Here is a 14,024-nt window from a genome sequence, read left to right as displayed (position 1 = left end):
GACATCCGATGAGCAGGTTCGACCTCCGGTCCACCCCCGGCGCCGCGCTGCGCGAGCCGTTCCCGCTGGATCCGACGGGCCACGGCGCCACCCACGGTGGCTACGACCTCCCGCGCGTGCGGCTGCTGGCCGAGGTCGACGGCCTGCGGCTGCCCACCGTCGAGGTCGACATCTCCGCCGAGGTGGACGACGCGCTGCGCCGCTGGCTGCTGGCCGAGTGGTGCCGGCCGGTACAGGCGGGCCAGCGGGCGTTCGTGGCGACCCCGTTGACCCAGGCGGTCCGGCTGCCCGCGGCCCTCTCGGCCCGCGCCGCGGGGCGGGAGGTCCCGGTCACCTGGACGGTCACCTGGGGCGGCGGTGTCACCCAGGCGACCGCCCGGCTGGTGATGCCCGCCGCCGGCCCCGGGGACGGCGCGGGTACGACGATGGGCGGCCACACGGGCACCACGTCGGCCGACGCGGCCGGATCGGCCGCCGCCGGCAGCGGTGCGCGGGATGACGAGCGGGAGCAGGCCCTCGGCTTCGTTGTGATCGACTTCGGCACGACGGCGATCACCGCCACCATGAGCTACCACGACGAAGTGGACATCAGCACGCCGCTGGACACCTACCAGGCCGACGTGATGGCCAGGCGGTTCGCCGCCGTCCTCGGCGGTGAACCACCGGCCGAGGTCGGCGAGGACGAATGGGCCCGGATCCTGACCCGGGTGTCCGCCGAGCTGGCCGCGCGCCGCCCGCACGACGGCCTGCCCAGGGTGCTCGACCGACTCGGGGAGGGCAAGGACGAGCGCCACGAACTGCTGGGCGCCCTCGCCGCCGCCGTTGACGTGGTCGCCCAGCCCGCGACGCCGGCGCTGCGGGTGCTGGCCCGGCTGCGCGACGACTGCTACCGGGCGGCGTTCGCGACCCCGCCCAACGACCGGGTCGGCATGTTTCCGGTGACCTTCGACGGCGACGGCGTGCGGTTCAGCACCCTGTCCAGCGCGGTGCACATCACCGACCTCGCCGACCTGCGGGTACGGCTGTGGCATCGGCAGGTACCGCCGCCGAAGGTGGTGGCCACGGTCCGCGGGCTCAAGTCGCATTTCCGCACGCTCGGCGCCCCGCTGCCGCTGGAGACCATCGAGGAGATCGCCGAGCTCGGCGACGAGGCCGCCCGGGCCGCTGTCGGCCACACCACCGCGGACCTCGTCGAGCGCTCCTACGGCGCGCTGCGCGAGCACCTGTCCACCTTCGCCAGAACCGATGACCGGATCAAGAGGACGATCACCGACGACCGGACCCGGCGCCTGCTGCAGAGGCGGGTCGTCGTCACCTACCCGACCCTGACCCCGCCGGACATCCGCGACCATCTCACCGAGGTCGTCGGGCGGGCCCTGCGCGACCCGGACACCGGCGACCCGGCCGACACCAGTGAGAGCGAGTTCGACGAGGCCGTGGGCGCGGCGTTCTACTTCACCATGCTGGCCGTCGGTGCCTCCGAGGAGCTGGGTGTCGAGGTCCTGCGGGCGGGCGCGCACCCGGTCGGCAGCAGCGACGGGCCGGCCCGCTGGCGGCGGACGATCCTGGTCATCGACATCGGCGGCGGCACCACGGACATCGCCCTGGTGGCCCTCAACCTCACCGAGATCCCCACCGGCGGCCGCGGCCGCCGCCTGGAACTGCGCCCCGAGGTGCTCGGCGCCACCGGCGATCCCCAGCTCGGCGGCAACTACATCACCCTGCGGGTGCTGTACTGGATCAAGGCGATGCTGGCCGACCGGCTGCTCGCCTGGGAGGCCGGGCAGGCGGCCGCGACGGCGCCGTCGGCGGTCACCCCCGACGCGCCGGACGCGCCGGACGACGTCGCCGGCCAGGCCACCCGCTCACTGACCGCGCGCGTCCTCGACCAGGGTGTGGACAAGCCGGTGCCGCCGGAGGTCGCCCGCCTGCTCCACGAGCTTGTGCCCACCCGCGGTGAGCAGAACGCGGCCCTGTTCGACACCCTCTGGGAGAAGTCCGAGGAGGCCAAGACCATGCTCGGCCAGCCCGACCAGGAGCGACCCTTCACGATCCGCAACGCGCAGACCCTCGTCGCGCTGCCCCCACGGTTCGCCACGGCGCCGCCCATCGACCTGTCGCTGCGCGTCGAGGACTTCGCGAAGGTGGCCGGTCCCGTGGTGCGGCGGGCTGCCAGCATCGCGGCCGACCTCGTCGTCGGTGTCTTCAACGCCGACGACGGAGCCGACCCCCCGCGCCTGGACCAGGTGGCCCTGTGCGGGCGCACCAGCGCGATGCCGATGGTGCGCGACGCCGTCGTCGACCGCCTCGCCCGGACCGATCTGCGCGCCCGGGTGCCGCTGGTCTGGAACGACGACGCGGTCGTGGTCGAACGCAAGGCCGCCAAGGAGGCCGTGTCGATGGGCGTGGCGTGGGCGGTGGGTTACCAGCACAACAAGCGGTACTCGGCCGGCCGCAACCCGGACATCGACGTCATCGGGTCGCACGGCGGGCTGCAGATCGAGACCGACGCGCTGTTCACCCGCCTGCCGGCGTCCTTCGGGCCGCTTGAGGCCGGTGGGGTCAAGGACATCCTGCTGCGCACCGGCGACCCGCTGATCGGTGGGCGCCGCGGCGTACGGCCCACCGCGCGCTCACAGTGGGACCTGCTTCGCAACGACTTCGAGCTGGGCCGCCTGATCGACTCCGGCCGGGCGATCAACTGGGCCCGGTTCCGCGTCCGTGACTACGCGCGGGGCCACGACGTGTCCGTTCCCCTGTACACCGGCGGGCGGGCCCACCGCGGCCCGCGGGTGCTGATGCAGGTCGGGCTCGACGACGGGATGACCGCCTCCGTCTCGCTGAGTGTGGGCCGCGGGCACCTGCTCGTCGACGGCGTCGGCCACGACGTCTCCGCGGCACTGCCCGGTGGACCCGGTGGACCCGGTGGACCCGGTGGACCCGGCGGGCGCGGACCGGCCGGGCGCGGGCGCGCGGGCGGCGACGACGCACCGACGCCGGTCGCCTGGTCGTGGCCGCTCGTCGCCGTCGCCGCCGGCAGCCGGGACCCGCGCACCGGCCGGGTGGTGCTGCCGGTGCCCGCCGACGCTGCCCGGGCCTACCCGGAGACGTTCGTGCGGACCGCCCCCCGCGAGCCGGCGGAGCTGCCCGGTCACGAGCTGGCCGGGGTGCTCTCCCGCGTCCCGCTGCCGCCGTTGGACGGCGCGGCCGGCTGGGACCTGTACGCCTGCCCGCCCGAGGGCGCGCCGGTGCAGCTCGGCGAGCTCGCCGTCCCACCGGGTGAGGCCGCGCCCGGCGCCACCTACCTGCTCTCCCTCGACGAGACGGGTCGCGCCCGGGTGCATCTCGGCTGGCCGGACTTTCTCGCGGCGCGCGGTCTCGCCGACCTGGAGCGCCATCCCGGCTCGGTGCTGACCACGCCGATGGCCGCCACCCTGCAGAACTTCGATCCGGCCAAGTACCCGTTCAACGGCCTGCACTGAGCGGCCACGGCGCAGAGGGGACCACGATGACCAGCGAGGTGTCTCGCGGCGATGACCCGGGTCGGACCGGCCCGACCCGCGGTGGTGCTGGCGGGCCGGGCGGCGACGACGACGGTCGCGGGGCCGCCGGGATCGTCCTGCGTGCCCTGCCGGCGGTACTCGCCCGCCGGCAGGACGATGCGGCCGCGCGGGAGGTCGAGTCCCAGCTACGCGCGGCGCGGGACAGCCTTTACCACTTCCTCTACCAGAATCCCGGGCCGACGGACCGACCCCTCTACGAGGAGGCGTACGAGGAACTGCGGGAGCTGCTGGACGCCGGCTGGAAGCTGCGGGGAGCAGCTGTCGACGCCGCTCCGCTGCCGACCCGACCCACCCGTCCTGACCTGCCTACCTGTCCTGACCTGCGTACCCGTCCTGATCGAGCCGGCGAGACCGACCCGATCGAGGCGCCGACGTCAGCGGTTGCGCCTGACGGGCTCGGGCCGGACCGGCCGACGGTGACAGTCGCGGCCGGGGCCGTCGCCCCCGCCAGGTCGGACCTCTCGCTGCTCGGGACGCAGTTCGTGCACTGGCCGGACATCGCGCCGCTGGAGCTGGGACCACCCGGCGGAGTCGACGACGCGCTGTCCACCTGGTTTGCCTGTGCCCTGCTGCGGCTGCCGGCCGGCGACCGCGACCGGGTGGCCGCCGACCTCGCGGACGCGCATCCGCACGCCCTGGCCGGCATCGTGCGCCTCGACGGGACGACCGTCACGTGGAGCTGGCTCGACGGGCTGACGGACGAGGTGGTCGCCGCGATGGGCACTCATGGCATCGAGCGCTTCCCCGAGGTCGCCCAGCGGGCCAGCGTCCTGCTGCGGCTGGTCGACCGCGATGTCACGCTGCGCTGCGCCGTTCCCGCACTGGTGCCCAACCAGGTCGGACACCTGCCGATGCAGGGCGACAGTGACCTGCGCGCCGGCTACCGCACGCACCTGGTGCGGCTGCTCGGCTGGCTCGCGCGGACGGAACCGACCAGCACCGAGGCCGCCTGGCAGCTCTACGAGATCACCGAGATGGTCGCCTCGGTGTTCCACTGGCCGCTGGCAGCGCCGGAAAGCTGGTGGGCGCGGGCGCTGGCCACCACCCGCGCCGAGCTCGCCGACGCGGTGTCCGCCCTGGCCGCCGCCGGCGACGCGACCGCGGTGCTGCACCCGATCGTCGGGCTCTACGAGAAGGCCCGCGAGTGGACCCAGGACACCCAGGACGTGCGCCTCGAGTGCGAACCGCAGGCCGGCCAGGTGGTACGCGAACTGCGGCCGCACTACACGGTCGACGGCCAGGCGAACCGGGGCCGGGCGCTGTACTGCGTCTGACCGTCGAACCTCAGACGGTGATCCTCACGCCGTGACCGGCGGGGAAACGCGGCTGGGCAGCATCGCGGCGCGCATCGCGGTGAGGAAGCTGGTGGCGGCGGCCTGGTTGGTGAACGTGTCGCGGTAGGGCAGGGGGAGCGGGGCGGTGCCCGGGTAGACGGCGCGGACGGTGCGGGTCAGCAGGGTGGTGTCGGCGTCGAGCGGGCCCTCCGCGTAGGTGTACGTCAAGGTGACGTGCACGCGGCCGTCCGCCGGGTCGGCGGTGGCGGGCGGGTCGGTGGAGATCTGCCAGGCGACGTCGGGCTCGTCGCGGGTCACGGTCCACTCCACCTCGACCGTCGCGTCCGGGGCGAGGCGCAGGACGTCGACGAACCGGTCGCCCAGGGTGGCTGGACGGTCGGTGTGCTCACCACGAATCTGTTCGGTCACCGTGGAGGCGGGCGCCCAGTGGTCCGGCGTGGTCATGAACCTGTGCACCTCCGCCACCGGGAGCGCAATGGTCACGCTGGTCTCGAGGGTCGTGTCAAGCACCGAATTCCTCGCTTCCCCGGCCGGGCGGCCGGAATGGGTCGCTCACCACGAAAGACGGCGAACGACGCGCGCCGATGACGGCCCTGGTCCTGCCGAATACCTGTCCTACCGGAGATGTCACCGCGGGGTCCGCCGTTCCGGGCTCGTCCTATGGACCGATGCCGCTTCGTGATGACATTACACCGGGTCGGCGCCGCCGCTATCTTGATGACCTGTGATCCGGCCGGACATGCCCCCCATGTCCGGCCGGATCACCGCACCGCGGCCGCGGAAATCAGTGGGTCTCCCTCGACGAAGAAGGCCACATGGACCACGCGCTGCATCACCTTCTTGAACCGAGCGCGGAATACGACGTTGACCTGACGGTGACAGCCGGACGCTGGCCGGACGGTATTTCCGGGCGGGCGCTGCTCATCGGGCCGGCCCAGCCGAACGCCATCGATTTCATGTTCGCCGGACCCGGCATGATCACCGACATCGACCTGGCCACCCGGCACTGGCGCACGACCCGGGTCGTCACCCCCGATCTGGCCATCCTCGCCGGGCTGCGCCAGGCGCTGCCGCCCGCGGACCTGGCCGCGCTGATGGCCACGTCCCGGCCGGCGCTGACGAACGTGGCGCCGCAGCCCTTCGGTGACCGGCTGATGCTGACCGGCCTGACCCAGCGGCCTGTCGAGGTCGACCCGGTGACCCTGGAGTTCACCTCGTTCCTCGGTGGCGTCAGCGAGTATCCGCAGGTCGTCGACCATCCGCTGTGGCCGGGCGTGCGCACCGCCGCCCATCCCGTCGAGGACCTCGACGAGGGTTGCCTGTGGTGGTGCAACACGACCCTGCGCCCCCGCGGCACGTCGCGCACCGACGTCGAGGGCCCGCTGTGGATCGTGCGCTGGGACGGCGAGGGTGAGATCGACACCTGGTACGTGCCCGGCGCGCACCTCGTCCAGGGCGTGCACGAGGTGACGGTCACCGAGGACTACGTCATCCTCACCGAGATCGGCTTCCAGCCGGAACCGGGCAGCGTCGCCGGGCGCGACCGCACCCGGCCGCACCAGCCGTTCACCGACATCTACCTCGTCGCGAAGCGTGACCTCACCCGGGAACGGCGTGGCGGCGCCGTCGGCGTCACCCACGCCCGGGTGCCGCGCGAGTCGTTCCACCACTTCGCCGACTACCGCCAGGACGGCGACGACGTCACGATCTACATCGCCCACTCCAACGGCTGGGACCTGAACTACTCGCTGCGCGACACCGACCAGGTCTGGGGCAGCGGCGAGCCGGTGGCCAAGGGGCTGCGCGGCTTCGTCTCCGCGCCCGTCGACGCCTCCCCGGTCGGCCGGTACGTCATCGACGGCCGCACCGGCGAGGTCCGCGACAGCCGGACGTTCCTCGACCCCGACCGGCACTGGGCGACCCTGCTCTACGGCCGCGACCTGCGCGCCCCCGCGCTGGAACACGGCCGGCACCTGTGGCAGGCCTACTGGGGCTGCGACCCCGGGATGCTGGCCACCCGGGTCGTCGAGCTCTACCGGGACCATCCCTACCGGGCCGTGCCGGTCGAGCGGCTGCCCACCGCGGAGATCCCGTCGTCGCTGGTCTGCCTGGACCTGGAGACGATGACGGAACAGGCCGCCTGGTCCTTCCCCAGCGGCACCGCCGGGGAGTCGCCGGTGTACGTCCCGGACTCCGCCGACGGACCCGGCTGGGTCGCGCTCGTCGTGCACCACACCGACCGCACCGAGCTGCAGCTCTTCGACGCGCTCTCGGTCGGCGCCGGCCCGGTCGCCGTCGCCTCAGCGCCGGGGCTGAAGCTGGCCGTCCAGTTCCACTCCGCCTACCTGCCGGCCTCGACCGGGCGCGCCACCGGTGCGGCGCGCTACCGGCGCCCCTACGCCGACGACCTCGGAACGGCCTGGTGGGAGCTGCCGCAGCCGGCGCGCGCCGTGGTCGGCGACGTGCTCGAGCGGTACTCGTGACGCACCGGCCGGACTTCTGGGAGGCCACCGCATGACCGACGTCCCACCGTCGTTCGACGTCATCGTCGTCGGGGCGCGCTGCGCCGGGTCGCCGCTGGCGATGCTGCTCGCCCGCCGCGGCCACCGGGTCCTGGTCGTCGACCGGGCGTCGTTCCCCAGCGACACCGTGTCGACGCATTTCCTTCACCAGTCGGGGCTGGCCCGGCTGAACGCGTGGGGGCTGCTCGACCGGTTGCGGAAAACCGGCGTTCCGCCGCTGCGACAGATGCTTTTCGTCAACGGCGATCTCAGTGTGTCCGGATTCGCCGACCCGATCGACGGAATCACCGAGGTGTACTGCCCGCGGCGGACCGTTCTCGACAGCCTGCTCGTCGACGCCGCCCGGGAGGCCGGCGCCGAGGTCATCGAGCGGTTCGGTGTCGACGACGTGCTGTTCGACGACGACGGCCGTGCCGTCGGAATCCGCGGAACCACCTCCGACGGTGTCGAACGCGAGTTCCGCGGGCGTTTCGTCGTCGGTGCCGACGGCGTGAACTCCGTCGTCGCCGCCCGGGTCGGCGCCGAGGCCTACCGGACGGTTCCCGCGACCGGCTTCGTCTACTACTCCTACTTTTCCGGACTCGACTGGGATTACCAGAACCGCACCCGCGACGAGCGGCAGTTCGCCAGCTGCTGGACGCACGACGATCTGATGATGGTCGTCGTCATGCGCAAACGGGACGCCTACCGCGAGTTCCGGGCCGACGTCGACGCCGGCTTCCAGGGCGTCATCGACCACGTCGCGCCCGACCTCGGCGCGGACCTGCGGGCCCGTGGCCGCAGGGAGGAGCCGTTCCGCGCGATCCACTACGCCGACAACTACTACCGCCGCTCGCACGGGCCCGGCTGGGCGCTCGTCGGTGACGCCGGCTACCACAAGGATCCGCTGACCGGCTACGGCATCACCGACGCCTTCGTCCACGCCGAACTGCTGGCCGACGCGCTGCACCTCGGCCTGTCCGGCGCGGAGCCGATCGACGAGGCCGTCGCCGGGTACGCGCGGCGCCGCGACCGGGACAGCGCCGGGGTGTTCAACCTGACCGTCGCGATGTCCGAGCTGACCCTCTCGCCGTTCCTCGGCGCCGTCCTCACGGCCGTCAGCCAGAGCCCCGGCTACCGGCAGAAGTTCTTCACGATGGTCGGCGGTGGCTATCCCAGCGAGGAGTTCTTCGCCCCGCACAACCTGGCCGCGCTCTACGACGAGGTCGGCACCCCGGCCGCCGGCCGGATCCTGCCGGCCGGCGCCGGCGCCCCCTGAACTCTCCACAGCGTCTGCATCGTCACCGCCTCTCGCCCTTCACAGCCCACTGACCGTTCACCTTCGGAGCGACCGTGGACTACGACCCCTTCTCGCCGGCCATCGCGGAGAACCCGTACCCCACCTACCGCTGGCTGCGGGACAACGCGCCCGTCTACCGCAGCCCCGTCCACGGCTTCTACGCCCTGTCCCGGCACGACGACGTGGTGGCCGCCCTGCTCGACCACGACACGTTCCTGACCTCCCATGGCACCACCCTGGAGGGGATCGAGCAGGGCTTCGACACGCTGCTCACGACGGATCCGCCCGAGCACGAGTGGAACCGCCGGATCCTCGCCCGGCGGTTCAGCGTGGCCCGGGTGCAGGAACTCGAGTCCCGCATCCGCGCCGTCGCCGCCGATCTGCTCGACGCGGCGCGCGCCGGCGGCCGCATCGACCTCGTCCAGGACTTCTCCGCCCAGCTGCCGCTGACCATCATCGCCGACCTGCTCGCGCTGCCCGCCGACCAGCGTGAACGCGTACACGAGCTGTGTTTCCTGCTGCTCGACCGGGGGCCGGACGACACGCCGGGGGTGCGCCCGGCGGCGTCGGTGGCGGCCGGGGAGGAACTGGCGACGCTGTTCCTCACCCTCGTCGCGCAGCGGCGCGCCGAACCTGGCGACGACCTGATCAGCCTGCTCGTGCACGCACCGATCGTCGACGACACCGGCGGCGAGCGCTTCCTCGACGACCGCCAGCTCCTCGGCCGGCTGATCGAGCTGACCTTCGCCGGCCACGAGACGGTCAAGAAACTCGTCTCGACCGGTGCCGTGCGTCTCGCCGCGAACCCGGACGCGCGCCGGGAGCTCGTCGCCGACCCGGGGCTGATCCCGGGCGCGGTCGAGGAGATGCTGCGGATCGACCCGCCCGCCCAGTACACCGGCCGGTGGACCAGCCGCGCCGTCGAGATGCACGGCACGGTGATCCCGGCGGACAGCCGGGTCGTGCTGCTGCTCGGCTCCGCCTGCCACGACGAGCGGGTCCATCCCGACCCCGAGGCGTTCGACATCCGCCGCCAGATCGGCCGCCAGCTGGGCTTCGGCTACGGCATCCACCTGTGCGTCGGCGCCGCGTTCGCCCGCCTGGAGGCGCGGATCGCCTTCGCGGAGCTGCTCGCCCGCTTCCCGGACTACCAGATCGACCACGCGGGCGTGGTCCGCACCTACTCGTCCAACCAGCCCGGGCTGAAGCGCCTGCCGCTCGTGCTCGCACCGGCCTGACCCCTACACCCGGCGCGGGCCCAGCGGCGGCTGGCGCGTTGTCCAGGATGGTTTCCGGGTCGCGCGGTCACCAATCGTGACGGCGCGATCTGCGCGTGTCATCCGATTTGTGTCGGTGCAGGGGGGCCACGGTGGTCCCTCTGCACGGTGTCGTGTCTGGTTTATCCATACTGAACGACCATGAGGGCCGGCAGCGCCTGCTCGTCCGAGCCGGTGCCGGCCACGCACGGCTGTTCCGGCCGCCCGGCGGAAATACCGAAACCACCGAACCAGGGCAAGCCTGACCTGGGGTACGGCGTGGCGCACCACAGGATCAGGGGATCGTCCACCGCCTGCTGCGGATGATTGTCGAAAACGTACTGGCGATAGGCTTTTCCAAAGACCGGGGTGATTCCGGGGTTGTCGGAAAGGTGGGTGCCGCTGTTATGCTCCGCCTTGTCATGCTGAAAGTGCTTCCGCTCGCATGGCAAAGGGTGGTGAGAGATGGACGACGAGTCCGTTGGTCTCGTCGGGGTGGTGGTCGAGGGCATTGACCCGGAATACGCTGCCACGGCCGGTGCCCCGCGTCGCAGGACGATCAGTAATCCCTACGTGCATCGGTTGCAGCGCCGGCACTTTCTGCTTTTCGACATCCTGCCGTTCCTCGGCACCGTCGCCGCGCTCGCGCTGCTCGTGGTGCGGCCGATCGGCGTCACCGAGATCGTGCTGCTGGTGGCGATGTGGCTGATCACCATCATGGGGATCAGCGTCGGCTACCACCGGCTGTTCACGCACCGCTCGTTCACCGCGACGCCGGCGCTGGGGAAGTTCCTCACCGTGTGCGGATCGATGGCCGGGCAGGGCGGCCTGGTGTCCTGGGTCGCGCTGCACCGCCGGCACCACGAGTGCAGCGACCGGGATGGCGATCCGCACTCGCCGAACCTCGCCGGCGGCGGGCTGTCCGGTCGGCTGCGCGGGCTGGCGCACTCGCACCTGCTGTGGATGCGCCGCCACGAGTACCCGAACGTCGTGCACTACGCCCCCGACCTCATCGCCGACCGGGGCCTGGTCGCCGTCGCCCGGCGCTACCACACCTGGGTGCTGCTGGGGCTGGCGCTGCCGACGCTGGTCGGCGGGCTGGTCGGCCTGAGCTGGTACGGCGCGCTGACCGGCCTGCTCTGGGGCGGACTGGTGCGGATGTTCGTGCTGGAACACATCATCTGGTCCATCAACTCGTTCCTGCACTCGTTCGGTACCCGGCCGTTCAACTCCCGGGAGAACAGCCGTAACGGTGGCGTCTTCGCGCTGGTGACGTTCGGTGAATCCTGGCACAACAATCACCATGCGTTTCCCGAGTCGCCGTCCTTCGGGTTGCGCTGGTATCGGCTCGATCCGGGAATCTGGTGCATCCGGCTGTTCTCGGCGCTCGGCCTCGCCGCCGAGCTGAAGACGCCGTCGCCGCGCCGCATCGAGGCGAAGTCGGCGAAGTTCTCCCCGGCGTCGCCGGCCTCCGCCGTCTCCACCGGGAACACTGCCGTCTCCACCGGGAAAGGGGCATCGTGAAGCACACCCAGGAATCCATCGCCGAGTGGTGCCGGTCGTATGTCGCGACGCTGCTGGGAACCACGGCGGAGAAGATCTCCCCGGACGCCTCCTTCGACCGGCTTGGTGTCGATTCCGCCGTCGCCGTCGCCCTGTTGATCGAGGTGGAGGACCGTTACGGCGTCGATCTGCCGCCGGAGGAGCTGTTCGAGAACCCGACGATCAACGCGGTCGCCGCCTACCTGTTCCCGCGCGTCGAGGCCGACGCGGCGTGACGACCGTGTCGGCCTCGACGACCGTGTCGGCCTCGACGGCGGTGTCGGCCTCGACGGCGGCTGCGGCCATCCGCCATCACTACGACGTCGGCAACGCGTTCTACCGGCTCTGGCTCGACCCGTCGCTGACGTATTCCTGCGCGCTGCCCGCGGGCCCGGACGACACCCTGGAAGCCGCCCAGGAACGCAAGATCGACTACCACGTCGACGCCGTCGGCGGGGCGCGGGTGCGGTCGGTGCTCGACGTCGGCTGCGGCTGGGGCGCGGTCCTGCGCCGCCTCGCGCACGGCCATGGCGTGTCACGGATCGTCGGGCTCACCCTCAGCGACGCGCAGGCGGCCCACCTCGACGCCGAGCGTCCCCCCGGCGTCGAGGTCCACACACTCGACTGGCGGGACTACACCCCCGCGGAACCGTTCGACGGGATCATCTCGATCGGCGCGTTCGAGCACTTCGCCCGGCCCGAGGACACCCCGGCCGAGAAGATCGACCGCTACCGGGAGTTCTTCGCCCGGGCGCGCGACTGGCTGCGGCCCGACGGCGCGCTGTCGCTGCAGACCATCGCCTACGCGAACATGTCCCGGGAACAGGCCAGCGCGTTCATCCAGCAGGAGATCTTTCCCGCCGCCGACCTGCCGACCCTCGCCGAGATCGCCGCCGCCGCCGAGGGCGTCCTGGAGACCCGCCTCGTCCGCAACGACCGGCTCGACTACGCGTGGACCTGCGAGCAGTGGGCCCGCCGCCTGCGGGAACACCGCGCCGAGGCGACCGAGCTCGTCGGGCCCGACGTCGTCGCCCGCTACGAGCGCTACCTGCGGCAGAGCGCCCTCGGCTTCCGGATGGGCAAGATCTGCCTGTACCGGCTGGTGTTTCGCCCGTACCCGCGGACGTACTTCGGGTCAGGGACATGACGACCGGCGCGTCCACGGCGGCGGCGCCGGTACGGTTCAACCCGTTCAGCGCCGAGTTCCGCCGCGATCCGTACCCGATGTACCGTCGCCTGCGCGAACACCGGCCCGTCCACCGCACCCTCGGCATGTGGGTGCTCACCCGGCACGCCGACGTGCGGGCGGTGCTGCGGGACCGGACGTTCAGCGCCGGCCTCATCCCGCGCCAGATCCGCCGGCAGGCCGACCGGCTCGGCGTGCCGGACACCCGCCGGCTCCACCGGCTCAGCGTGTCCTCGCTGGTGTTCACCGACGAGCCGGACCACGGGCGGTTGCGCGCGCTGGTCAACCCGGTGTTCACCGCGAAGGCCCTCGACGCGCTGCGGCCGCGGATCACCGCCGCGGCCGACCGGCTGCTCGCCCGCGCCCACGCCGACGGCGGCTTCGACGCCGTCACCGACCTCGCCGCCCCGCTGCCGCTCGCGGTGATGGGTGACTGGCTGGGCCTGCCCGCGGACGTGCGGCCCCTCGTCGGCGGGTGGACGCATGACATCCGGTTCATCCTCGAACCGGGGCTGATGCGCGCCGACGACCTCACCCGGGTACGCGAGGTGCTCGACGGCTTCGTCGCCGCGCTCGCCGACGTGATCGCGCAGCGCCGCGCCCGGCCCGGCGAGGACCTCCTCAGCCGGCTGCTCGCCGCCCGCACCGGCGCTGGCGACCGGCTGGACGACGAGGAGATCGCCTTCGTCTGCGTGATGTGCTTCGTCGCCGGGGTCGAGACGACCGCGTCGCTGCTCGGCAACGCCGTGCTCGGGCTGGTGACCCATCCCGACCAGGGCGCGCTGCTGCGCCGGCGCCCGGAGCTGACCGCCGCCGCGGTCGGCGAGACCCTGCGCCACGACCCGCCGTTGCAGCTCACCAAGCGGCTCGCCACCCGCGACGTCGAAATCGGCGGCGAGTGGATCCGCGCCGGCGACGAGGTGCTGCTCTGCCTCGGCGCGACCGGCCGCGACCCGGCCGTGTTCGACCGGCCGGACGAGTTCGACCTCACCCGCGACACCCGCGACCATCTCGCCTTCGGCCACGGCATGCACGGCTGCCTGGGCGGCGTGCTCGCCCGGGCCCAGGCGGAGATCGCTCTCGGCCGGCTGCACCACCACCTCGGCGACCTCGCCCCGCTTCCCGGGCCGGAAGGCGAACCCACGTGGCAGGACCACAGCTTCATCATCCGCGGTCTCACCAGGCTCCCACTGACGGTCCGGGGCCCGCGGTGACGACGCTGCCCGCGCCGAACGATGCCGCCACCCGCGCCGGCGCCACCTGCGCCGACGCCACGGGTGCCGACGCCAGCGCTGGCCGTGACCCCGCCGCCGGCACCGCTGGCATCGCCGCCGGTCGGTCCTGGCTGCGCCTGGCTCTCTGGCACAGATACACATCTCCG

10 protein-coding genes are annotated in these 14,024 nt (G+C 72.6%); 9 read left to right on the top strand and 1 reads right to left on the bottom strand.

The window, feature by feature from the left end:
• Positions 1–8: 8 nt before the first annotated feature.
• Together MXD60_RS03510 and MXD60_RS03505 are read left to right on the top strand one after the other, a co-directional pair.
• Entirely contained in the window at positions 9–3,482 is a 3,474-nt protein-coding gene (locus tag MXD60_RS03510; RefSeq protein ID WP_248817479.1) for a hypothetical protein, read from the top strand.
• 26 nt (positions 3,483–3,508) lie between these two features.
• Positions 3,509–4,837 carry a hypothetical protein gene (locus MXD60_RS03505; protein WP_248817478.1) on the top strand — a complete coding sequence of 443 codons (1,329 nt, stop codon included), beginning with the start codon at positions 3,509–3,511 and terminating at the stop codon, positions 4,835–4,837.
• Positions 4,838–4,861: 24 nt separating this feature from the next.
• Here the strand turns inward: MXD60_RS03505 and MXD60_RS03500 are convergent, their stop codons facing one another.
• Positions 4,862–5,368, bottom strand: coding sequence for an SRPBCC family protein (locus tag MXD60_RS03500; RefSeq protein WP_248817477.1), 507 nt, complete (start codon positions 5,366–5,368; stop codon positions 4,862–4,864).
• A 305-nt stretch (positions 5,369–5,673) separates the two neighbouring features.
• Between MXD60_RS03500 and MXD60_RS03495 the strand changes: the two genes are divergently transcribed.
• The 7 genes from MXD60_RS03495 (at position 5,674) to MXD60_RS03465 (ending at position 13,857) form a co-directional block, all read left to right on the top strand.
• Positions 5,674–7,341, top strand: coding sequence for a carotenoid oxygenase family protein (locus MXD60_RS03495; RefSeq protein ID WP_248817476.1), 1,668 nt, complete (start codon positions 5,674–5,676; stop codon positions 7,339–7,341).
• A 31-nt stretch (positions 7,342–7,372) separates the two neighbouring features.
• On the top strand, positions 7,373–8,638 hold the full coding sequence (locus MXD60_RS03490) for an NAD(P)/FAD-dependent oxidoreductase (protein ID WP_248817475.1): 1,266 nt from the start codon (positions 7,373–7,375) through the stop codon (positions 8,636–8,638).
• Between the two features lie 74 nt (positions 8,639–8,712).
• A complete protein-coding gene (locus MXD60_RS03485) occupies positions 8,713–9,897 on the top strand; it encodes a cytochrome P450 (protein ID WP_248817474.1) in 1,185 nt (394 codons plus the stop codon).
• Positions 9,898–10,380: 483 nt separating this feature from the next.
• Positions 10,381–11,439 (top strand): acyl-CoA desaturase, encoded by a 1,059-nt coding sequence (locus MXD60_RS03480; RefSeq protein ID WP_248817473.1) that lies wholly within the window; start codon positions 10,381–10,383, stop codon positions 11,437–11,439.
• Positions 11,436–11,693: an acyl carrier protein gene (locus MXD60_RS03475; protein WP_248817472.1), complete on the top strand. Its 258-nt coding sequence runs from the start codon at positions 11,436–11,438 to the stop codon at positions 11,691–11,693. Before MXD60_RS03480 ends, MXD60_RS03475 begins: the two co-directional genes overlap by 4 nt.
• A complete protein-coding gene (locus tag MXD60_RS03470) occupies positions 11,690–12,604 on the top strand; it encodes a class I SAM-dependent methyltransferase (RefSeq protein ID WP_248817471.1) in 915 nt (304 codons plus the stop codon). Before MXD60_RS03475 ends, MXD60_RS03470 begins: the two co-directional genes overlap by 4 nt.
• Positions 12,601–13,857 (top strand): cytochrome P450, encoded by a 1,257-nt coding sequence (locus tag MXD60_RS03465; RefSeq protein ID WP_248817470.1) that lies wholly within the window; start codon positions 12,601–12,603, stop codon positions 13,855–13,857. Before MXD60_RS03470 ends, MXD60_RS03465 begins: the two co-directional genes overlap by 4 nt.
• Positions 13,858–14,024: the final 167 nt, after the last annotated feature.

Source organism: Frankia sp. AgB32 (genome assembly GCF_023243045.1).
GTDB lineage: Bacteria > Actinomycetota > Actinomycetes > Frankiales > Frankiaceae > Frankia.
The sequence above is the reverse complement of the archived record's forward strand: the minus strand, read 5'-3'. Positions and strand labels throughout refer to the sequence as shown.

What these genes read in the sequence shown, in the direction of transcription:
- MXD60_RS03490 (WP_248817475.1), top strand. Translation starts at nt 7,373, where the DNA reads ATGACCGACGTCCCACCGTCGTTCGACGTCATCGTCGTCGGGGCGCGC.
- MXD60_RS03480 (WP_248817473.1), top strand. Translation starts at nt 10,381, where the DNA reads ATGGACGACGAGTCCGTTGGTCTCGTCGGGGTGGTGGTCGAGGGCATT.
- MXD60_RS03510 (WP_248817479.1), top strand. Translation starts at nt 9, where the DNA reads ATGAGCAGGTTCGACCTCCGGTCCACCCCCGGCGCCGCGCTGCGCGAG.
- MXD60_RS03505 (WP_248817478.1), top strand. Translation starts at nt 3,509, where the DNA reads ATGACCAGCGAGGTGTCTCGCGGCGATGACCCGGGTCGGACCGGCCCG.
- MXD60_RS03465 (WP_248817470.1), top strand. Translation starts at nt 12,601, where the DNA reads ATGACGACCGGCGCGTCCACGGCGGCGGCGCCGGTACGGTTCAACCCG.
- MXD60_RS03495 (WP_248817476.1), top strand. Translation starts at nt 5,674, where the DNA reads ATGGACCACGCGCTGCATCACCTTCTTGAACCGAGCGCGGAATACGAC.